The organism is Loktanella atrilutea (assembly GCF_900128995.1).
GTDB lineage: Bacteria > Pseudomonadota > Alphaproteobacteria > Rhodobacterales > Rhodobacteraceae > Loktanella > Loktanella atrilutea.
The window spans coordinates 155,486-175,440 of the sequence record NZ_FQUE01000004.1 but is presented as its reverse complement, the minus strand read 5'-3'; the positions used below and the strand labels follow the sequence as shown (position 1 = coordinate 175,440).

Annotated in this window: 19 protein-coding genes; 5 read left to right on the top strand and 14 right to left on the bottom strand. The window is 66.4% G+C overall.

From position 1 onward, the window contains the following. Nucleotide 1: 1 nt before the first annotated feature. From oppB to BUA54_RS10605, 3 genes are all read right to left on the bottom strand, one after another. A complete protein-coding gene (gene oppB / locus BUA54_RS10615; protein ID WP_072857230.1) occupies nt 2-919 on the bottom strand; it encodes an oligopeptide ABC transporter permease OppB in 918 nt (305 codons plus the stop codon). Nucleotides 920-987: 68 nt separating this feature from the next. Then, a complete protein-coding gene (locus BUA54_RS10610) occupies nt 988-2,610 on the bottom strand; it encodes a peptide ABC transporter substrate-binding protein (RefSeq protein ID WP_084114317.1) in 1,623 nt (540 codons plus the stop codon). A gap of 186 nt (nt 2,611-2,796) precedes the next feature. After that, entirely contained in the window at nt 2,797-3,564 is a 768-nt protein-coding gene (locus BUA54_RS10605) for a glycoside hydrolase family 25 protein (protein ID WP_072857229.1), read from the bottom strand. 181 nt (nt 3,565-3,745) lie between these two features. Here BUA54_RS10605 and BUA54_RS10600 point away from each other — a divergent pair, with 181 nt between their 5' ends. Further along, entirely contained in the window at nt 3,746-4,732 is a 987-nt protein-coding gene (locus BUA54_RS10600; RefSeq protein ID WP_072857228.1) for a hypothetical protein, read from the top strand. Here the strand turns inward: BUA54_RS10600 and hisG are convergent. The 3 genes from hisG to hisS are packed head-to-tail and all read right to left on the bottom strand — an operon-like array spanning nt 4,729 to nt 7,984. Continuing rightward, nucleotides 4,729-5,421, bottom strand: a complete 693-nt coding sequence (gene hisG, locus BUA54_RS10595) for an ATP phosphoribosyltransferase (RefSeq protein WP_072857227.1) — start codon at nt 5,419-5,421, stop codon at nt 4,729-4,731. The genes BUA54_RS10600 and hisG overlap by 4 nt on opposite strands. After that, nucleotides 5,418-6,497 carry an ATP phosphoribosyltransferase regulatory subunit gene (locus BUA54_RS10590; protein WP_072857226.1) on the bottom strand — a complete coding sequence of 360 codons (1,080 nt, stop codon included), beginning with the start codon at nt 6,495-6,497 and terminating at the stop codon, nt 5,418-5,420. Before BUA54_RS10590 ends, hisG begins: the two co-directional genes overlap by 4 nt. Then, nucleotides 6,494-7,984, bottom strand: coding sequence for a histidine--tRNA ligase (gene hisS / locus BUA54_RS10585; protein ID WP_072857225.1), 1,491 nt, complete (start codon nt 7,982-7,984; stop codon nt 6,494-6,496). The genes BUA54_RS10590 and hisS overlap by 4 nt, the downstream gene beginning before the upstream one ends. A 221-nt stretch (nt 7,985-8,205) precedes the next feature. Between hisS and BUA54_RS10580 the strand changes: the two genes are divergently transcribed. Further along, nucleotides 8,206-8,409, top strand: a complete 204-nt coding sequence (locus tag BUA54_RS10580) for a SlyX family protein (RefSeq protein ID WP_072857224.1) — start codon at nt 8,206-8,208, stop codon at nt 8,407-8,409. 287 nt (nt 8,410-8,696) lie between these two features. Here BUA54_RS10580 and BUA54_RS10575 read toward each other — a convergent pair whose 3' ends face one another. Continuing rightward, nucleotides 8,697-9,092: a winged helix-turn-helix transcriptional regulator gene (locus tag BUA54_RS10575; protein ID WP_072857223.1), complete on the bottom strand. Its 396-nt coding sequence runs from the start codon at nt 9,090-9,092 to the stop codon at nt 8,697-8,699. Nucleotides 9,093-9,191: 99 nt separating this feature from the next. Between BUA54_RS10575 and BUA54_RS10570 the strand changes: the two genes are divergently transcribed. Continuing rightward, nucleotides 9,192-10,259, top strand: a complete 1,068-nt coding sequence (locus tag BUA54_RS10570; RefSeq protein ID WP_072857222.1) for an SDR family oxidoreductase — start codon at nt 9,192-9,194, stop codon at nt 10,257-10,259. Between the two features lie 147 nt (nt 10,260-10,406). Here the strand turns inward: BUA54_RS10570 and BUA54_RS10565 are convergent, their stop codons facing one another. The 3 genes from BUA54_RS10565 to BUA54_RS10555 form a co-directional block, all read right to left on the bottom strand. Further along, nucleotides 10,407-10,982: a hypothetical protein gene (locus tag BUA54_RS10565; protein ID WP_072857221.1), complete on the bottom strand. Its 576-nt coding sequence runs from the start codon at nt 10,980-10,982 to the stop codon at nt 10,407-10,409. Nucleotides 10,983-11,050: 68 nt separating this feature from the next. Further along, nucleotides 11,051-14,548 (bottom strand): DNA polymerase III subunit alpha, encoded by a 3,498-nt coding sequence (gene dnaE, locus BUA54_RS10560; protein WP_072857220.1) that lies wholly within the window; start codon nt 14,546-14,548, stop codon nt 11,051-11,053. Between the two features lie 49 nt (nt 14,549-14,597). Continuing rightward, nucleotides 14,598-15,449: an NAD(P)-dependent oxidoreductase gene (locus BUA54_RS10555; RefSeq protein WP_072857219.1), complete on the bottom strand. Its 852-nt coding sequence runs from the start codon at nt 15,447-15,449 to the stop codon at nt 14,598-14,600. A 136-nt stretch (nt 15,450-15,585) separates the two neighbouring features. Between BUA54_RS10555 and BUA54_RS10550 the strand changes: the two genes are divergently transcribed. Together BUA54_RS10550 and BUA54_RS10545 are read left to right on the top strand one after the other, a co-directional pair. Next, a complete protein-coding gene (locus BUA54_RS10550; RefSeq protein WP_072857360.1) occupies nt 15,586-15,936 on the top strand; it encodes an ArsR/SmtB family transcription factor in 351 nt (116 codons plus the stop codon). Further along, nucleotides 15,926-16,405 carry an SRPBCC domain-containing protein gene (locus tag BUA54_RS10545; protein WP_072857218.1) on the top strand — a complete coding sequence of 160 codons (480 nt, stop codon included), beginning with the start codon at nt 15,926-15,928 and terminating at the stop codon, nt 16,403-16,405. Before BUA54_RS10550 ends, BUA54_RS10545 begins: the two co-directional genes overlap by 11 nt. Nucleotides 16,406-16,426: 21 nt before the next feature. On the opposite strand, the gene BUA54_RS21240 is transcribed toward BUA54_RS10545, so the two are convergent. The 4 genes from BUA54_RS21240 to BUA54_RS10530 are packed head-to-tail and all read right to left on the bottom strand — an operon-like array spanning nt 16,427 to nt 19,953. After that, nucleotides 16,427-16,588, bottom strand: coding sequence for a hypothetical protein (locus BUA54_RS21240; protein ID WP_178352741.1), 162 nt, complete (start codon nt 16,586-16,588; stop codon nt 16,427-16,429). Further along, complete coding sequence (locus tag BUA54_RS10540; RefSeq protein ID WP_072857217.1) at nt 16,585-17,964, bottom strand: amidase; 1,380 nt, start codon at nt 17,962-17,964, stop codon at nt 16,585-16,587. The genes BUA54_RS21240 and BUA54_RS10540 overlap by 4 nt, the downstream gene beginning before the upstream one ends. Then, the gene (locus tag BUA54_RS10535) at nt 17,954-19,372 is read right to left on the bottom strand and encodes a TRAP transporter large permease (RefSeq protein ID WP_072857216.1); all 1,419 of its coding nucleotides are present in this window, start codon (nt 19,370-19,372) and stop codon (nt 17,954-17,956) included. Before BUA54_RS10535 ends, BUA54_RS10540 begins: the two co-directional genes overlap by 11 nt. Next, nucleotides 19,369-19,953: a TRAP transporter small permease subunit gene (locus tag BUA54_RS10530; protein WP_072857215.1), complete on the bottom strand. Its 585-nt coding sequence runs from the start codon at nt 19,951-19,953 to the stop codon at nt 19,369-19,371. Before BUA54_RS10530 ends, BUA54_RS10535 begins: the two co-directional genes overlap by 4 nt. Nucleotides 19,954-19,955: the final 2 nt, after the last annotated feature.

The following is a 19,955-nucleotide window of genomic DNA, read 5'->3' as shown; positions in this document are numbered from 1 at the left end:
GTCAGTACCTGATCTTGGGGTCGATCCATCCGTAAAGGATGTCGACCACGAGGTTGAAGGCGATGGTCAGCGCGCCGACGAGGATCGTGACCCCCATCATCACCGCGTAATCGCGGTTCAGCGCCGAATCCACGAAGGCCTTGCCGATGCCGCCCGTGGAAAAATAGATGTCCACGACCACCGACCCGGTGATCATCGCCACGAAGGCCGGCCCGAGGTAAGAGATCACGGGCAGCATCGCGGGCTTCAGCGCATGGCGCAGGATCACGCGACGCTCCGGCAGTCCCTTGGCGCGGGCGGTGCGGATGTGGTTGGAGGTCAGGACCTCCAGCATGCTCGACCGGGTGATCCGCGCGATGGAGGCCATGAAGGATGTCGACAGCGCGATCACCGGCATGATCCAGTATTCCGGCCCCTGCCAGCCGCCGCCCGGCAGCCATCCCAGCCAGAGCGTGAAGACCAGCACGAGGATCGGCGCCATGACGAAATTGGGCAGCACCTGCGCGCCGATCGACACGCCGACGGCGGCATAATCGACGGCAGAGTTGTGGCGGATCGCGGCGACGACGCCGAGGCTCACGCCGGCGATGACGGCCACCGCGAATGACAGCAGACCATAGGTCAGCGTGATCGGAAAGCCCTGCGCGATGATCTGGTTCACCGTGCGGTCCTTGTAGACGAAGCTTGGCCCGAAATCGAAGGCGGACACGATGTTCCAGACGTAGGTGACGATCTGCCGCCACAGCGGCTGGTCCAGCCCGTATTTCGCGTTCAGGTTCGCCAGCACTTCGGGCGGCAACTGGCGTTCTGCGGTGAAGGGACCGCCGGGGGCGGCGTGCATCAGCACGAAGGACACCACGATCAGGACAAGCAGCGTCGGGATCGCGATTGCGATGCGTTTCAATGTGTAGGACAGCAAATCCCGGTCTTTCGGAAAGGGTCAGGGTCAGACGGGCCACCTACTGAATTGGTGGCCCGTCCGCAATGTCACTCTTCGGTCGCGACGCGGTACAGATCCTTGCCGTACCAGGTGTTCTGCACGTTGTTCTGCGGCAGACCCTTGATGGCGGGATTGATCATGTCGACCTTGGCGTAGTGATAGATCGGGATGATCGGCATCTCCTCGGCCAGCAGCGCCTCGGCCTCCTTATAGAGCGGCTGCGGATCCTCGGCGGTCTTGGAGTCCTTCATGATCTTGTCGTACTGGTCGTTGAACCACTCGCCGTTGTTGTGACCGGAATAAGAGGTCATCAGGTCGAGGTAGGTCGACGCCTCGTTATAGTCGCCGCACCAGGCATAGCGCGCCATGTCGAAGTCCTGGTTCTGCATCCGGTCCGTGTGGATCTTCCACTCGTAGTTGTCGAGTTCCGCATTCACGCCGATGGCCTTCAGCATCTGCGACGCCGCGATCGCGATCTTCTTGTGATCGTCGGACGTGTTGTACTGCAGGCGCAGGGTCAGCGGGTTGTCGGCGCCATAGCCGGCTTCCTCCATCAGCTTCTTGGCGGCCTCGATGCGCTGCGGCTGGTCCATCTCGTCCGCATAGGGGATCTGGGGCCGCTCGAAGTCGGCGATGGCCCAATGGGTCCAGTTGTAGGCCGGCTTCTGCCCGCCCTGCAGGATGCGGTCCACGATCACGTCGCGGTCGATGGCATAGGCCATGGCCTGACGCACGCGCTTGTCGTTCAGCGCCTCCGGTCCCTTGTCGCCCACGTTCAGCATATAGATGTAGGAACAGTTGTAGGGGGTAGAGATCGCCTGGTCGGGATACTCTTCCTTCAGGCGGGGATACTGGCCCGCGGGGATCTGCACCCGGTCAAGCTCTCCCGCCAGATAGCGCGTCAGGGCCTGATTGTTGTCGTTGATCGTCAGCGCGGTCAGCGTGTCGATCACCGTGTTCTCGGCGTCCCAGTAGGTGTCGTTCTTGGTCATGACGACCCGCTCGCCCAACTGGTGTTCGGTGAGGTTGTAGGCGCCGTTGCCGACGAGGTTGCCGGCCTGCGTCCAGTTGTCGCCGTATTCCTCGACCACGGACTGCAGGATCGGAAAGGTCGACCCGTGCACCAGCATCTGCGGGAAATAGGGCAGCGGCGTGATGATCTTGACCTCCAGCGTGTGGTCGTCGATCGCCTTCACGCCCAGCTCTTCGATCGGCTTCTCGCCGGCGATGATCTCTGCCGCGTTCTCGACCTGCATCAGTTCCATGTACCAGGCGTATTCCGACGCGGTCGCGGGATCGGCCAGACGGCGCCAGCTGTAGACGAAGTCCTGCGCCGTCACCGGCTCTCCGTTCGACCACTTCGCATCGTCGCGCAGGTTGAAGGTATAGGTCAGGCCGTCGTCGGACAGGGTGTGATCCAGCGCCACGCCCGGCGTCAGGTTGCCATCGCCGTCCTCGTTGTACAGCCCCTCGAACAGGTTGCGCAGGATGTCGGAGCCCTCGACGTCGGTGTTGATCTGCGGGTCCATCGACTTGATCGCGTCCAGCAGCCAGAAGGTATAGGTCTGCTCGTCCGCCAGCGTCACGCCGTCCGGCACGGAGGCCGCCTGCGCCGAGGCCGCAAGCCCGATGGCGATGGCGGACGAAGCAAGGAATGTTCTCATTTTCATAAGGGGTCTCCGGGCTGGGTATGATGAATTGCGGTTCGCTGCGAACCGGATGCGGCAGTCTACCCATGGTATCGCGAAGATGCAATGGTTGACTTCACGGAAGCGCCGTGTTCCGCAAGGCCCTGCCGAAAGATCGGGCACGTCGCTGGCTTCAGCCGGTGCGCGCCCCGCGGGGGGCCGCGCCCGTCATTCGATCCATTTCGCCCATTGCGCCGGGCTGCCCGCAAAGGCGTTGATGTCCACGGGCCGGGCGATCCCCGGCACGATCCCGGTCCCGGTATACTGCCAGAACGACCAGCCCTCGCCGGGATAGCGTTCCGCCGGGTGGGCGGCGACCGACCGCAGCCAGAACTGCGTCCGCGGCAACTGCCCCAGCCCGGTCTGGTGATAGAAGTCGGGCGTCGTATAGACCAGCGGCCGCCGGCCATAGTGCCGTTCCAGCATGTCGAGGAACACCACGGCCTCTGCCCGCACCTCTGCGCCAGAGGGGCGGCGGCTGCAGCTGCGCGACTGGTGGTTCCATTCCAGATCCAGCACCGGCGGCAGCGCGTTGGGATCGCGCGGCACGTTGCGGATGAACCACGCCGCCTGCTCCCGCGCCGAACGGCAGAAGTAGTAGAAGTGATAGGCCCCCTGCCGCACCCCCGCCGCCGCAGCACCCGTGCGGTAGGTATGGAACATCGGATCGGCCAGATCGCCGCCCTCGGTCGCCTTGATGTAGGCGAATGAAATCCCCGCCGCCCGCGCCTGCCGCCAGTCGATGGTGCCCTGATAGCGCGACACGTCGACCCCGTGGATCGGATAGTAAGACGGCTGGCGCCCGATGTTGTCGTGCGGCTTGGCATCGGCAAAGGCCGGGTAGGAGATCGGCGCCGCGCGGCTGACCTGCGCCGCCCGGTGGCCGCATCCCGCAAGCAAGGCCGCGCAAAGCATCAGGGTGGTCAAGGTCCGCATCACGGCTCCTGCAGGGAAGAAGGTTCGACCCGGACACAACCGCATGCGTTCCGGGCTAAGTCAACCGCCAGATGTCGTCCGGCCCCTGCAACGCGGCAGAAAGCTGCTGCGTGTCAGGTTGACCGGGTGCCACGACCCGCCCCGTGGCGTTAGTGATGGAACACCATCGGAAGGACCCGCCATGACCGTCCGCCTCTTCATCGTCGCCCTGACGGCCGCATTGCCCGCCACGGCACAGACCGACACCGCCCGAGCAACCTATGACGCACGGATCGCTGGTGTCTGGCAGGGCGACGGCGGCACCTGCGCCACGCAGAAGGGGTCATGGGCCTTCGGCCCCGACACCCTGCGGGGCAACGCGACGACCTTTACCCTGACCGGCATCCACGGCACGGCGGACCGCGTGGTCGCCGCCGTGACCCGCCCCGGCAGCGGCGCATCCCTGAACCTGATCCTGCGCCCCACCGGCCCCGATACGCTGGCGATCAACGGCCCCGGCATCGCCGCCGACGTCACCCGCTGCCCCGCCGGCGATGACACCATCGTCGCAAGCATGGAGGAGGACGCCCGCGCCTACGACACCGCCCGGTTCAAACCCGTGCGCCTGCAAGGCGTCACCTGCGGCGACAACTGCTATGTCGATTACACCGCGCAACGCGAAGGCGCCGGTGACGGTCAGGCGCTGTGCACCGCGCCCGAATGTGCGACATGGTTCGACGCGGGCACCCTGCCCGACGGGTTCCGCGACACCATCGTCGGCGCGGAATTCGGCACCGCACCGCAGCGCGACGCCGCCGGCACCGTGATGGACCCCGCCTTCCGTGCCATCACCGCCTTCGGCCCGCCGGACGTTGGGCTGCCGAACATCCCCCTGCCACTGCCTCCCGGCACATACGTCGATCCGGCGCTGGCGTGCGGCGATGCGCCGAACGCGGCGCTGCGCACCTTCACCGGGGCAGGCATTTCCGGCAGCGCGACGCGCGATTGCCGGCTCTACCTGCCCGAGCGGACCGGCCAGACCTACAGCGGCATCCAGACCTGCACCGACACCTACTCCCGCCAGCCGTCGACATGGCCCGCCACGGTGACCATCGACGGACCGCTCGCCTTCACCTTCGACGACGGCGCCGGGGCGGCCCAGTCGTTCCGCTTCTGCAACGGCGACTAAAGGCCCAGCCGCGCCTCCAGCGCCTTGAAGGTGCGGCGCTGCTCGGTGCTCCAGTCCCGGCGCGAGGTGCGGAACAGCGTCGCCTGAGACGCGTGGATCATCCCGTCGCTCAGGATCTTCAGACCGTTCGCGCGCAGGGTCTCGCCGGTCGAGGTGATGTCGGCGATCGCCTCCGCCGTCTCGTTCTTGACCGTGCCTTCGGTCGCGCCCTGACTGTCGATCAGCGCGTAATCGGCGACACCCGCCTGCTTCAGGAAATCGCGCACCAGCCGGTGATACTTCGTCGCGATCCGCAGCCGGTGGCCGTGCCGCGCCCGGAACGCCGCCGCCGCCGCGTCCAGATCGTCGAGCGTATCCACATCGACCCAGGCCTGCGGCACGGCGATGATCAGGTCCGCCCCGCCAAAGCCCAGCGGCGCCACCTCGCGCACCGTCTTCTCCCAGTTCACCAGCTTCTCGCGCACCAGATCGGACCCGGTCACACCCATCTGGATGCGCCCCGCCGCCAGTTCGCGCGGGATTTCCCCCGCGCTCAGCAGCACCAGCTCGACGCCGTCGATCCCCTCGACGGCGCCGGCGTATTCCCGTTCGCTGCCGGACTTGCGCAGGGTCACGCCGCGGTTGCCGAACCACTGGAACGTCTTTTCCATCAGCCGCCCCTTGGACGGCACGCCCAGCTTCAGCATCACGCCATCCCCCGCACCGTCAGCACCAGATCGGGCCGGATGACACCACCGACCGCAGGCACGGCATTTCCGTCACCCAATCGTGCCGTCAGCGCGTCATAGCGTCCGCCCGTCGCCACCGGCGGCAGGTTCGGATCGGCGGCATAGAAGCCGAAGACGAAGCCGTCGTAATACTCCAGCGACGTGCGCCCGTAGCTGCCCTCGAACTCCAGCGTCGCGATATCGACGCCATGATCCTCCAGCGCATCAAGCCGCGCACTCAGCCGCGTCACCGCGGGGCCGATGGCGGGCATGTCGACCGCGATGTCGCGCAACTGGCTCAGCACATGGTCCGACGTCTCGCGCAGCCCCGTCAGCGTGTCCAGCAGCGCCAGCTCTTCCTCGCTGATCGGCGGGGTGGCCGCATCGTCGCGCAGCGTCGCGATGCGGTCCGCGACCTCGGCCCGGCTGCGCTTGCCGATGTCGGGTCCGGCATGGGCAAAGGGATCGCTGGCCGCCAGCAGCGCCGCCCGCGTGGGCGGCACCGGGCTGCGCCCGCCGAACCGGTCAAGCAAGGCGCGGAACCGTCGCGGCCGCCAGATGTGCCGCGCCAGCGCCGCCTTGCGCGCGTCAGAGGTGCGCAAGCCGGCGACGGCAGCCATCAGAATGCCGATGTCCCCCGTCGCGGCCCGCAGCGGCAGGTCGCCCAGCGCATCGCGGATCGCGGCAAACACCTCTGCATCCGCCAGCGCCGGATTGACCCCGTCAAAGACCTCGTAGCCGACCTGCACGAATTCGCTCAGCCGGTCGGGATCGCTGTCCTGCTTGCGAAAGACCTTGCCGGCGTAGGTATAGCGCGCGGGGTCCGCATGGCTTTGCATGTGCATCTGCACGACCGGCACGGTGAAATCCGGGCGCAGCACCATTTCTCCGCGCGCCGGATCGCTGGTCAGGTAGGACCGGCCACGGATGTCCTCTCCGTAAAGGTCGAGCAGCGTGTCCGCCGGTTGCAGCACGTCGGTCTGCACGATCACCGCGTCACGCGCGGCAAAGAGGTCGCGCAGGCGATCCGCCTCCGCCAGTTGCGCCGCGAGGGTCACGCCGGGTCCGCCTGCTGTCCCGCCACCATCCTCAACACATGGTCCACCAGTTCCGCGCGGGGCACCTCGATCTGACTCGGGCGGTCCTTCCATTCCTCCAGCGTGGCGTTTTCGGCAAGCTGCTTGCCAAGGATCAGGTCCTTGATCTGCACCACGCCCCGGTCGAACTCCTCGCCCCCTGCGATCACCGCGACGGGAGAGTTGCGCTTGTCCGCGTATTTCAGCTGGTTGCCGAAGTTCTTGGGGTTGCCCAGATAGACCTCTGCCCGGATGCCCGCGTTGCGCAGGTCGGCGACCATGGTCTGATAATCGGCCATCCGGTCCCGGTCCATGACGGTCACGACCACCGGCCCTTGATCGGTCGCGTCCAGCCGCCCGGTCGCGTGCAGCGCCGCCAGCAGCCGGTCGACCCCGATCGAGACACCCGTCGCCGGCACCGCCTGCCCGGTGAACCGCTTGACCAGATCGTCATACCGCCCGCCCCCGGCGACAGAGCCGAAGTTGCGCGGATTGCCCTTCTCGTCGGTGACCTCGAAGGTCAGCTCCGCCTCGAACACAGGACCGGTGTAATAGCCGAGGCCGCGCACCACGGAAGGATCTATAACGATGCGGTCGGGGCCGTAACCTTGGGCAGAGAGTAGGTCGGCAATGGTCTGCAACTCCTGCACGCCCTCCATCCCGACGGATGATCCGGCAACGAGGTCAGACAGCCGCGCGACAGTCTGCGCCCCGGTCTCGCGCCCGGCATCCATGAAACCCATCACCACGTCGGCCGCAGCCGCGTCGAGCCCCGCCCCCTTCGTGAAATCCCCGCTCTCGTCCTTGCGCCCCTCGCCCAGAAGCGCCCGCACACCGTTCACCCCAAGCCGGTCCAGCTTGTCGATGGCCCGCAGCACGATGCCGCGTTCGGCCTCCTTGTCGTCGCCCGACAGTCCCGCCACCTCCAGCACGCCGTTCAGCACCTTGCGGTTGTTGACGCGGATCACGTAGTCGCCGCGCTTGATCCCCACCGCCTCCAGCGTGTCGGACAGCATCGCGCAGATCTCGGCGTCAGCGGCGACCGAGGGCGCGCCCACCGTATCCGCATCGCATTGGTAGAACTGGCGGAACCGCCCCGGCCCCGGCTTCTCGTTGCGCCAGACCGGGCCCATGGCGTAGCGGCGGTAGGGCGAAGGCAGATCGTTGCGATACTGCGCCGCGACCCGGGCGAGCGGCGCGGTCAGGTCATAGCGCAAGGCCAGCCAGTCAGCGTCCTCTTCCCAGGCAAAGACGCCCTCGTTCGGGCGGTCCACGTCGGGCAGGAACTTGCCCAGCGCCTCGACCGTCTCGACCCCGCTCGTCTCCAGCGGATCAAAGCCATAGCGATGATAGACCGCGGCGATATTGCGCAGCATCTCTGTCCGCTGGGACACCTGTGCGCCGAAGTAGTCGCGAAAGCCCTTGGGCGTCTCGGCCTTGGGGCGCGGGGTCTTCTTGTCCTTGGCCATGACGGTCCTCTGGCTGCGGGGGCGGGTCGTGGGCGCGACATAACCCGCGCCCGTCCGCGGGGCAAGGACGCGCCGATTTACATTGCAAAATCCAAATGTTTCGCATGTGGTACATATTATGTAAAATAGGCGAGCAATATTAACGGGTTATTCATATTCACCGCCCTCAAGGCCGCAACGGACTGTGGCGCGCCCCGCAGGGCTGCGCTAGACCTTGTCCCATGTCCGATATCATGCGCCTCGAAGAACAGATCGCCCACCTGACCCGCCTGGTCGAGGACCTGAGCGATGTCGTCGCCCGTCAGGACCGCGCCCTCGACCTTGCGACCCGCCGGATCGAGATACTGATGCAGCGCGAGGCCACCCGCGAGGCCGACGCCGGCGGCACGATCCCGCTCGGCGACCAGCGCCCGCCGCACTGGTAGGTCCTTCTTCTCGTCGAAAATACCTCGGGGGAGGCGCAGCCGGGGGCAGCGCCCCCTGCTCACGCATTCAAGGCCGCTCGACAATCGTCGGAAGCTCGCTCCTCATGATTCGAATATGGTGGCATCTCCGGTCGGCAAAAACGCGGTGACGTGACATTTAAAAAATTTAGTCAGGGCGCTTTCGCTCACAACTGGGTATCGCTCTGTGTCATAATGCAATTTGCACTTCCGAAACAGGCCTCGGGAATCTTTGCCATCGGTGCCAATCATCAAAAAACCGACTTACCTTATCCCAGTTCAGCTGCCATGCCATTGCGCGAGCGACGTGCACCTTCGCGCGGCCGCAGGGCGTCCAGCGCGTCTGCGTTGTCCCGGCCCCAATCGTAGACCATGTCCACCAGTCCGACGAACCGTAGCCCGAGTGGCGTCAGAGCATAGGTCACGGCGGGCGGCACGGTGCTGTCGACCGTCCTGTCGATCAGGCCGCTGGTTTCCATGTCGCGCAGGGTCTGCACGAACATCTTCTTGGACAACCCGGGCAGGCTGCGGTGCAGTGCCCCGCTGCGGGCCCCGCCCCGGTGGCGGGCGTGCAGCGTGTGCAGGATCATGCTGGTCCACTTCGTTGCAAAGATCTCCATCACGCGGCGGGGCGCGCAGTCCTCGCGCCAGTCGTCGTCCTGCATGGTGGTCTCCTTTTGGTGCCTACGTTCCGTTTCGGTGCCGTCTAGCGGAGTCGCGCAGCACTGGCTAGGTGCGGTTCAACCAATCGAAGGACAGATCACATGACCAGGACCGCACTCGTCGTCGGCGCAACCGGCATCCAGGGCAGCGAAATTTCCGCGAAACTGGCCGCCGACGGCTGGACCGTCCATGGCCTCGCCCGCACGCCGCAGGATCAGCCCGGCGTCACCCCCGTCGCCACCGACTTGCTGGACCCTGCGTCGCTGGCGCAGGCGCTGGACGGCCTGACGCCTACCCACGTCTTTCTGACCACATGGCTGCGACAGGATACAGAGGCCGAGAACATCCGCGTCAATGGCACCATGGTCCGCAACCTGCTCGATGCCCTGCGCCCTGCCGGCAGTGTCGAACACGTGGCCCTCGTCACCGGGCTGAAGCACTACCTCGGCCCGTTCGAGGCCTACGGCAAGGGGACCCTACCCAAGACGCCGTTCCGCGAGGATCAGGGCCGTCTGGACGTCGCCAACTTCTACTACGCGCAAGAGGATGAAGTGTTTGCCGCCGCCGAGCGTGACGGCTTCGGCTACAGCATCCACCGCCCCCACACGGTGATCGGCAAGGCCGTCGGCAATACCATGAACATGGGCACGACGCTGGCCGTCTACGCCACGATTTGCAAGGCGACCGGGCGTCCCTTCCGTTTTCCGGGCTCTCAGGTCCAGTGGGACGCGCTGACCGACATGACCGATGCAGGCCAGTTGGCGGATCAGGTGATCTGGGCTGCGACCACGCCCGAAGCGCGGAACGAAGATTTCAACATCGTCAACGGCGACGTTTTCCGCTGGAACTGGATGTGGCACCGGATCGGCGACTACTTCGGGGTCAAGGTCGAGGACTTCGACGGCACCGAACACCCGCTGGAGGACCAGATGCAGGACGACGCTGCCGTCTGGGCCGACATCGCCCGGCAACACGGGCTGGCGGAACGCGACCTCACGCGCCTCGCCTCGCCCTGGCACACGGACGCCGACCTCGGCCGCCCGATCGAGGTCGTGACCGACATGAGCAAGAGCCGCGCCTTGGGATTCACCGGCTACATCGCGACGGACCGGGCGTTCTTCGACCTGTTCGACCGGCTGAGAGCAGACGGAATCATTCCGCGGAATTGACGACAATTAGGTCCATGCGGCGTATCAAGAAAGGCCAGGACCATCTGCAATTAACGGCCAGGCAGTGCCCCCTCCGCCGCCCGACCACCGCGCGGGCGCCGCTTCGGCGCGCCGATTTTTCTAGAAAAATCGGAGTCCGCCCGGTGGCTAGCGTTCGTCGCCCGCTTCGGCGACCACGCCTTCGTGCAGCAGGTATTCAACCCAGTTGTCGCTGTCCGAGAAGGACGGATAGGCCGTGACGAAGACCGTGCGGCGGCCCAGCGCGTCCAGCTTCGCGCCGCAGGGCTGGCCGGAGGGGACGCCGCAGTAGCTGGCCTTGATGACCTCGTAGGTCTGGTCGGTGTCGGAATAGGGGCGCCTGTTGCCGGTCTGATAGCGCACGCCTTCGTGGGTCGCCACGTCGCCGGTCAGCACGAGGGCGGCGGTGAACTGCCGCAGGCAGCCGTCGGTGAAGCCGTCGATGTAATGCGCCCGCTGGGCCGTGCTGCTGGGGTTGCTGTCGTAGACCGTGTAGCCGGCTGCAGTCACGACGGGCGTGCCGAGGCTGGCGGCCGTGACGCCGCAGGTCGTGTCGATCTGACCGAAGGGCAGGCCCGCCCCCGGCGCCACCTGCCCCGCGTCGACATCGCTGTTCACGATGGGCGTCGCGCCGCCAAGGCCGCCCGTGCCGGCGCAGCCCGCGATGGCGAGGCAGAGGATCAGACTGGTGAAACGGCGCGACATGAACGGACCCCCAAGGTGTCCGCCTGAGATAGCTCCGCCCGGCGCGAAGGCGAGTCCCCGCGTCAAGGTCAGGCGTCCTCCACCTCGATCACGCCGCCGAGGCTGCGCAGGGCGCCGCGGATCTGCGGATTGACCGGGAAATCCTGCCCGAGGTCGAGTTCGACCTCGCCCGGCAGGGAGGGGTCCATCAGGCAGAAGTAGATCGGTCCGCGGGCGCCCTTGACCTTGTCGCGGACCGCCGATTCCAGCACCGAAGCGACGGACGGAATCGCGTCGGGACAGTCGAGGAAGACCCGCAGCCCGTTGGTGGTCGCATCCACCACGGCCGTGTCGATCGGGCTGACGGACCGGCCCAGCAGCTTCAGCTGGTCGGATTCCATCGTCGCCTCGACCTGGATCACGACCTGGGCGCCGGTTTCCAGATGTTCGCGCGCCACTTCCAGCGTGTCGGAGAACATGGTGACTTCGTACTGACCGGTCGGATCCGACAGCTGCACGAAGGCGAACCGGTTGCCGCGGGCGGACTTGCGTTCCTGCCGCCCCGACACGGTGCCGGCCATCTTGACGATGCAGGCGGCGCGCTCGGCCTTCGCCATGACCTCGTCCAGCGTCAGGACGTTCTTGCGCTTCAGCGCGCCCATGTAGTCGTCGAGGGGGTGGCCGGAGAGGTAGAAGCCGATAGCCTTGAATTCCTCTGCCAGCCGTTCCGCCGGCAGCCAGTCGTCGCCCCCCGCAAGGCGCGGTTCGGGCAGGTCGTCGCCTGCCTCGCCGAAGAGCGAGACCTGATTGGACGCCTTCTGATCGTGGATCGCGGCGGAATAGGCGACCAGCGCATCGAGCGAAGACATGACCCGGCGGCGGTTGGGATCGAGGATGTCGAAGGCGCCGGCGCGGGCCAGCATCTCCATCGGGCGCTTGCCGACGCGCTTGAGGTCCACGCGGCGGGCGACGTCGAAGAGGTTGACGAAGGGCTTCTCGCCGCGGCCTTCGACGACGAGTTTCATCGCCTCGACGCCCACGTTCTTGAGCGCGCCCAGTGCATAGACCAGCTTGCCGTCCTTCACGTCGAAGGTCGCCATCGACCGGTTCACGCAGGGCGGGATGTAGTCGAGGCCGAGGCCCTTCTTCACCTCTTGGAAATAGATGCCCAGCTTGTCGGTCAGGTGGATGTCGCAGTTCATCACGCCGGCCATGAATTCGACCGGATGGTTCGCCTTGAGCCATGCGGTCTGGTAGCTCACGACGGCGTAGGCTGCGGCGTGGGACTTGTTGAAGCCGTAGTTGGCGAATTTCTCGAGCAGGTCGAAGACCTCGGAGGCCTTCTTCTTGTCGACGCCGTTGGCCATCGCCCCCTTCTCGAACTTGGGGCGTTCCTTGGCCATCTCCTCGGCGATCTTCTTGCCCATGGCGCGGCGCAGCAGGTCGGCGCCACCGAGGCTGTAGCCCGCCATGACCTGTGCGATCTGCATCACCTGTTCCTGATAGACGATGATGCCCTGCGTCTCTGCCAGCAGGTGGTCGATGGAGGGGTGGACGGATTCGATCTCGCGCTGGCCGTTCTTGACCTCGCAATAGACCGGGATGTTTTCCATCGGGCCGGGACGGTAGAGCGCCACGAGGGCGACGATATCCTCGATGCAGGTCGGCTTCATGCGCTTGAGCGCGTCCATCATGCCGCTGGATTCCACCTGGAACACGGCGACGGTCTTGGCGGAGGCGTAGAGCTTGTAGGCCGCCTCGTCGTCCAGCGGGATCGCACCGATGTCGTAGGCGAAGCCTTCGGGCGGTTGGTAGAGTTCGGTGCCGTCGGCGGCGACGTTCAGGGGGCGGCCGGTCTTGCGGACCAGTTCGACGGCGTTCTGGATCACGGTCAGCGTCTTGAGGCCGAGGAAGTCGAACTTTACCAGACCGGCCTGTTCGACCCATTTCATGTTGAACTGGGTCGCGGGCATGTCCGACCGGGGGTCCTGATAGAGCGGCACCAGCTCGTCCAGGGGACGGTCGCCGATCACCACGCCTGCGGCGTGGGTGGAGGCGTTGCGCAAAAGCCCCTCGACCTGCTGGGCGTAGGTCAGCAGGCGGTCGACGACCTCTTCGGCCTTCGCCTCTTCGCGCAGGCGGGGTTCATCGGCAAGGGCCTTCTCGATGCTGACGGGCTTCACGCCCTCGACCGGGATCATCTTGGACAGGCGGTCGACCTGACCGTAGGGCATCTGCAGCACGCGGCCCACGTCGCGCACGGCGGCCTTGGACAGCAGCGCGCCGAAGGTGATGATCTGGCCGACCTTGTCGCGGCCATACTTCTCTTGCACGTAGCGGATCACCTCCTCGCGCCGGTCCATGCAGAAGTCGATGTCGAAGTCGGGCATGGAGACCCGCTCGGGGTTCAGGAACCGTTCGAACAGCAGGGAATAGCGCAGGGGGTCGAGGTCGGTGATGAGCAGCGCATAGGCCACGAGACTGCCGGCACCGGAGCCGCGGCCGGGGCCGACGGGGATGCCGTGATCCTTGGCCCACTTGATGAAGTCGGCCACGATCAGGAAGTAGCCGGGAAAGCCCATGCCCTCGATGATGTCGAGCTCGAAGGCGAGGCGCTTCTCGTAGTCCTCCACCGGGACGGCGTGGGGGATGATCGACAGGCGGAAGCGCAGCCCCTCCTCTGCCTGACGGCGCAGTTCGGCGACCTCGTCGTCGGCGAACTTCGGCAGGATCGGCGCGCGCTTGTAGACCTTGAAGGCGCAGCGCCTTGCGATCTCGATGGTGTTTTCGAGCGCCTCGGGCAGGTCGGCGAAGAGCGTCGCCATCTCGCGTTCGGACTTGAAGTAGTGCTGCGGCGTCAGGCGGCGGCGCGGTTCGGACTGGTCGACGTAGGCGCCTTCGGAGATGCACAGAAGCGCGTCATGCGCCTCGTAGAGCTGCGTCTTGGGGAAATAGACGTCGTTGGTGGCGACGATGGGCAGGGCCTTGGCGTAGGCCATCTCGATATGGCCGCGTTCGGACAGCGCCTCGGCCTCGGGCAGGCCGCCGCCGTCGGGGTGGCGCTGCAGTTCGACGTAGAGCCGGTCGCCGAAGAGGCTGTGCAGGGTGTCGAGCACCTGTTCCGCCCGGGGGCGCTGGCCCTGCCGCAGCAGGCGGCCGACGGGACCGTCGGGACCGCCGGTCAGGCAGATCAGGCCGGCGTTGTGGTGGCTGAGGTCGTCGAAGTCGATCTGCGGCGCCTGCCCGCCGTTGTCGAGGTAGGCGGCGGAGTTGAGCTTCATCAGGTTCAGATAGCCCGCCTCGGATTGCGCCAGCAGGACGATGGGGGCGGGATCGGGGGCGCGCTTGCCCGGTTCGGGCGTGACGTAGGCCAGCGACATCTGGCAGCCGATGATTGGCTGGATGCCTGCCTTGGACGCGTATTCGCTGAATTCGAGGGCGGCGAACATGTTGTTGGTGTCGGTCACGGCGACGGCGGGCATGCCCGCCGCCTCTGCCATGGCGGGCAGCTTCTTGACCGGAACGGCGCCTTCCAGCAGGGAATATTCCGTGTGGACGCGCAGGTGGATGAATCGGGGATCTGACATGCCGCCGATCCTAGACCCGCCCCCGCCCGGGCGCCACCGCGATCCGGCGTCAGCCGTGGAGTTTGCGCAGCGCGGTCATGTTGTCGTCGCCGTAGCCCGCGTCGATCGCCCGCTGCAGGCGGTCATGCAGCAGCCGCAGCAGCGGAGCGTCGTCCCCCGCGACGCCGAGGGCATAGCGGATGTCCTTGTCGAGAAGTGCGACGGGAAACTTGGGGGCGTGATCGCCCTGCATCATCGCCCCGGTCAGGTAGCCGGAGTTGCCCGCCCAGACCCCGGTCTGCGCGATGGCATCGACCGCCCGCGCGGTGTCCGTGGGCGAACGGTCGAGCATCGACAGCACCTCTGCCCAGATGGCGACGTTGATGCCGAGGACCGCGTTGGTCGCGAGCTTGACGCGGGCGCCGTCGCCCCACTGCCCGACATGGGGGAAGGCGCGACCCAGCGGCGCAAGGTGCGGTGCGGTCGCGGCGATGGCCCTGTCGTCGCCGGCGAGGAAGAAGACGAGCGTCGCAGCTTCGGCCTGCGGCAGGGTGCCGGAGACCGGCGCCTCGATCAGATCGACGCCGCGCGCCTGCATCTGCGTCCCGAGGTCCTGCACCCAGCCGGGGGTCAGGGTCGAGATCTCGATCGCCGTCTTGCCGGGGGACATGCCGCCCAGCGCGCCGTCAGCGCCCAGCCAGACATCTTGCGAGGCCGCATCGTCGGCGACCATGGACAGGACGATATCGGCCATCTGCCCGGCCTGTCGCGGCGTATCGGCGGCGCGGGCGCCCGCGTCGATCAGGGGCTGCATCCTGTCGGCGGAGCGGTTCCAGACGACGAGGTCGGTGCCGGCGTCCAGCAGATTGCGGGCCAGCCGCGATCCCATTTCACCCAGACCAAGGAAAGCCAGTGTCGTCATTGCATGTTCCGCCTTATTTAATTGCTGCCGCGGCAAACGCGAGGGCCCGCGGCGGAGTTCCTTGACGGGCCGGTTAATGCTAAGCCGAAATGCTAAGTATCTTGACGCGGGCCTTGCCCTTGTGCATCATCGCGAAATGAACATGCCTCTCGACCGCTTCTTTGCAGCCCTGTCGGACCCGACCCGCCGGGCCGTGGTGGAACGGCTGACGGCCGGTCCCGCATCGGTCAGCGATCTGGCGGCGCCGCACCCGATGGCCCTGCCGACCTTCATGAAGCATCTGAAGGTTCTGGAAACGGCGGGACTGGTGCAGACGATCAAGAAGGGGCGCGTGCGGATGTGCCACCTCGACGCGACACCACTGGTGACGGCGCAAGGCTGGCTGGCCTGGCAGCGGCGGCTGTGGGAAACCCGGCTGGATCACCTGGACCAGCTGGCACTGGCGCTGGACAGCGAAGCGAAGAAAGGAACCGAAGATGGGCGATGACACGACACTGACCTTCACGCGGACGCTGAAAGCCAGCCCCGCCGCCGTCTGGCGCTGCTGGACCGAACCGGACCTGATCAAACGATGGTTCGCCCCGCGCCCGGTCGAGACCACGGAGGTCGAGATCGACCCGACCCCCGGCGGCACCTTCCGCACGGTGATGGTGGTGCCGGATCACGGCACGATGGCGGGCGATGCGGGCTGCATCCTTGTGGCCGAAAAGGACCGGCGGCTGGTCTGGACGAATGCGCTAGGGCCGGGATACCGCCCCAACAGGATCGGCGACGGCCCGATGGATTTCGCCTTTACCGCAGAGATCGCGATCGCGCCCAGCGCCGAAGGCTGCACCTATACCGCCACGGTGATGCACGCCACGCCCGACAGCGCCGCGGCGCACAGGGACATGGGATTCTTCGATGGCTGGGGCACCGCCACGACCCAGCTGGAGGAGGTCGCGGCCGGGCTTTGACGCCCGCTGCCGCAGGGCGGATCAGTCCTTGTTGTCGCCGCTTGACGTGGCGAAGTCGTAGGCCACCAGCAGGACGGTCAGGCCCAGCACCACCAGCAGGTCCGGGCTGGGCACCCGGTAGGCGAGAATGCCGAGGAAGCCCGCGAGGATGACGAAAGCGAAGAGGGCGAGGATGCGGTTCATGATGTCTCCTGCGTCATGGTGTCGTCGCCGGTCGCCCAGTCATGCAGCCATTGGGCCGTGCGCAGCAGGCGGGTGTCGTTGCCACGGGCGGCCACCAGCTGCACGCCCATCGGCATGTCGCCGGCGTCGATCAGCAGCGGCAGGCTGAGGCAGGGCGTGCCGCAGAACGTCCAGAGTCCGTTGAAGATCGGATCGCCGGTCGTGTCGTGACCCCGCGGCGCCGGTCCGGTGGCGGCGGGACAGATGATCGCGTCGCAGCGGTTGAAGATCTCCTCCAGCGCGGCGTTGAGGACGCGGGGCACGTCGCGGGCCGACAGGTAGTCGCGGGCGGCCGTCGCGTTGCCCGACTCGATCCCGGCCCGGGTTGCGGGGCCCAGCCGGTCCGCGCCGTCGCGCCAGTAGCGGTAATAGTGATAGGCCATTTCTGCCATGTTGACCCGTTGCCGTTGCGCGGCGGCCTCGGCGAAGATGTCCGGCAGGCTGACCTCGAAGACCTGATCGCCGAGGGCGGCCACCAGTTCGGCGAAGGCCGCGTGCAGGGCGGGGTCCGCATCGGCCCAGCCGGGCGGCTTGACGAAGGCGAAGACGGGGGGCAGCGGCGGCGGCGTGCGGGTGGCGGTCAGAAGCGCCGGCGCGGGTTCGGTGTGGGTGGCCGGATCGCCGTCGTCCTGACCGAACAGCACCTCTGCCAGAAGGGCGGCCCCGGCGGGGTCGCTGGCGAAGACGCCGACCGTGTCCAGCGACGGGGACTGCGGCAGGATGCCGGTGCGGGGGATGGCCCCGAAGGTGGGCTTGTAGCCGGTCACGCCGCAGAAGGACGCGGGCCGGATCACGGACCCGCCGGTCTGCGTGCCGATCGCCAGCGGCACCATGCCGTCGGCGACGGCGGCGGCAGAGCCCTGGGACGACCCGCCGGGGGAATGGGCCAGATTGTGCGGGTTCGCGGTCTTGCCGGGATGCATGAAGGCAAGTTCCGTCGTGACGGTCTTGCCCATGATGATCGCGCCTTCCTTCTTCAGCCGGGCGACGATCCAGGCGTCACGGATCGGGACCCGCCCGGCGTCGAGGGGGCAGCCGTTCTCTGTCGGGATGCGGGCGGTGTCGATGATGTCCTTGATCCCCACGGGCAGCCCGTGCAGGCGGCCCAGAGGGCGGCCGGCGCGCCGGTGGGCATCCAGCGCCCGCGCCTGAGCGCGGGCGAAGTCGGGATCGAACCACGCCCAGGCGCCGACCTGCGGCTCCCTCTCCACGATGCGGGCGATGTAGCTTTCGACCAGCGCCAGCGCGTCCAGCGCGCCGGATGCCAGCCTGTCGCGCAGCAGCAGCGTGCCCGGTGCTGCGATGTGCCGTTCGGCACGTTTCGGTTCAGCGGCCATAGAACAGATCCGGCAGATAGAAGACGACCTGCGGGAAGATATACATCAGCACCATGCTGATGATCACGCAGAGCAGGAACGGCATCACCCCCTTGAAGATCTGCGTCAGGCGCAGTTCCGGCGGGGCGATGCCCTTAAGGTAGTAGGCCGACATGGCCATCGGCGGGGTGAGGAAGCTGGTCTGCAGGTTCAGCGCCACGAGGATGCCGAAGAACAGCGGGTCGATCCCGAAGACCTCGAGCAGCGGCAGGAAGATCGGCACGAAGATGATGATGATCTCTGACCATTCCAGCGGCCAGCCCAGCAGGAAGATGATCAGCTGCGCGATGATCAGGAACTGGATCGGCGTCAGGTCCAGACTGGAGACGAATTCCCCGATGACCTGTTCCCCGCCAAGGTAGGAGAACACGGCCGAGAAGGTGTAGGAGCCGACGAAGAGCCAGCAGACCATCGCCGTCGTCCGCACGGTCAGATAGACGCTTTCGCGCAGCCGCTGCCACGTCATCGCGCGGTAGAGGAAGGCCAGCAGGATGCCGCCCAGCGCACCGATGGATGCCGCCTCTGTCGGGGTGGCCAGACCGAAGAGGATCGATCCCAGCACCGCGAAGATCAGGAAGGCCAGCGGCACGAAGGACGTGATGATCAACCACAGCAGTTGCAATCTGGGCATGTCCGGCACTTCGTCGTCCGTAGGCTTCGGCGCAGAGGACGGCTGCAGGATCGACCGGCCGACGATGTAGATCAGATAGAGCCCCACCAGCGTCAGGCCCGGCAGCAGGGCCGCCGCGTAAAGCCGGACGATCGACACGTTGGTCGCCGCCGCATAGACGATCAGCATGATCGACGGCGGGATCAGGATGCCCAGCGTGCCGCCCGCACAGATGATGCCCGCCGCGAAGGACGGATCGTAGCGCGCCTTGAGCATCGCGGGCAGCGCCAGCAGCCCCATCAGCGTGACGACCGCGCCCACGATGCCCGTCGCCGTCGCGAAAAGCGCGCAGGTGATCAGGGCGGCGACGCCCATCGATCCGGGGAGGTTCTTGGACGCGATGTTCAGGGTGGTGAACAGCCGGTCGACGATGTTCGACCGTTCGACGATGTATCCCATGAACAGGAACAGGGGCACCGCGGTCAGGACCTCGTTCGACATCACCGTGAAGGTCTGGTTCACGAAGAGGTCGAAGATCCTGTTGTTCAGGAACCCCTCGAACCACGTCGACCAGCTGTCCCAGGTGGTGGCGGCGTCGTCCAGACGCTCGAACGACCGCCACATGCGGCTGGGGTCGTAATAGGCGAAGTAGCCGAACCCGATGCCCATCGCCATCAGAGTGAAGGCGATCGGGAATCCGAGGAAGACGAAGACGATGAACAGCCCCAGCATCATCAGGGCAACTTGCGGGTCGGTCATGACAGGTGATCTTTCTCGGCCTTGTTGGCTTCGCGCATCAGAAGGTCCTCGGTCTCGAAGACGTCTTCCGGTGCCTCGATCCAGACGTTGGTGCGCATGGCGATGATGCAGCGCATCAGCTGCGCGATGCCCTGCACGAAAAGCAGCAGGCCCGCCGCCACGATGATGGTCTTGAACTGGTAGATCGGCACGCCCGCCGGGCTCGCGGCCGAGACCTCGCCATAGCTCCACGACCGGGCGGCGTATTTCCAGCCGGCGAAGATCAGGGCGGTCACGCCGGGAAAGAAGAAGACGATGTAAAGCACGAAGTCGATCGTCGCCTGCGTGCGCGGCTGCAGCAGCCGGTAGAGGAAGTCGCCGCGCACGTGCCCGCCGCGGGACAGGGTATAGGCCCCGCCCATCATGAAGAGCGCGCCATACATGATGAACGACACGTCCAGCGCCCAGGCGGTGGGGTCGTTCAGCACGTAGCGCACGAAGACCTCGTAGCCGGTGCCGACGGCCATGACGATGATAAGCCACGCGAAAGCCTTGCCGAACCATGCGGAAAGGCTGTCGGCGAACCGAATGAATGCGATCATGA

Bases quoted from the DNA above. Each gene is read 5' to 3' on its own strand.
- BUA54_RS10610 (WP_084114317.1), bottom strand. From the start codon at position 2,610: ATGAAAATGAGAACATTCCTTGCTTCGTCCGCCATCGCCATCGGGCTT.
- BUA54_RS10605 (WP_072857229.1), bottom strand. From the start codon at position 3,564: ATGCGGACCTTGACCACCCTGATGCTTTGCGCGGCCTTGCTTGCGGGA.
- BUA54_RS10600 (WP_072857228.1), top strand. From the start codon at position 3,746: ATGACCGTCCGCCTCTTCATCGTCGCCCTGACGGCCGCATTGCCCGCC.
- hisS (WP_072857225.1), bottom strand. From the start codon at position 7,984: ATGGCCAAGGACAAGAAGACCCCGCGCCCCAAGGCCGAGACGCCCAAG.
- BUA54_RS10580 (WP_072857224.1), top strand. From the start codon at position 8,206: ATGTCCGATATCATGCGCCTCGAAGAACAGATCGCCCACCTGACCCGC.
- BUA54_RS10575 (WP_072857223.1), bottom strand. From the start codon at position 9,092: ATGCAGGACGACGACTGGCGCGAGGACTGCGCGCCCCGCCGCGTGATG.
- BUA54_RS10570 (WP_072857222.1), top strand. From the start codon at position 9,192: ATGACCAGGACCGCACTCGTCGTCGGCGCAACCGGCATCCAGGGCAGC.
- BUA54_RS10565 (WP_072857221.1), bottom strand. From the start codon at position 10,982: ATGTCGCGCCGTTTCACCAGTCTGATCCTCTGCCTCGCCATCGCGGGC.
- dnaE (WP_072857220.1), bottom strand. From the start codon at position 14,548: ATGTCAGATCCCCGATTCATCCACCTGCGCGTCCACACGGAATATTCC.
- BUA54_RS10555 (WP_072857219.1), bottom strand. From the start codon at position 15,449: ATGACGACACTGGCTTTCCTTGGTCTGGGTGAAATGGGATCGCGGCTG.
- BUA54_RS10550 (WP_072857360.1), top strand. From the start codon at position 15,586: ATGAACATGCCTCTCGACCGCTTCTTTGCAGCCCTGTCGGACCCGACC.
- BUA54_RS10545 (WP_072857218.1), top strand. From the start codon at position 15,926: ATGGGCGATGACACGACACTGACCTTCACGCGGACGCTGAAAGCCAGC.
- BUA54_RS21240 (WP_178352741.1), bottom strand. From the start codon at position 16,588: ATGAACCGCATCCTCGCCCTCTTCGCTTTCGTCATCCTCGCGGGCTTC.
- BUA54_RS10540 (WP_072857217.1), bottom strand. From the start codon at position 17,964: ATGGCCGCTGAACCGAAACGTGCCGAACGGCACATCGCAGCACCGGGC.
- BUA54_RS10535 (WP_072857216.1), bottom strand. From the start codon at position 19,372: ATGACCGACCCGCAAGTTGCCCTGATGATGCTGGGGCTGTTCATCGTC.
- BUA54_RS10530 (WP_072857215.1), bottom strand. From the start codon at position 19,953: ATGATCGCATTCATTCGGTTCGCCGACAGCCTTTCCGCATGGTTCGGC.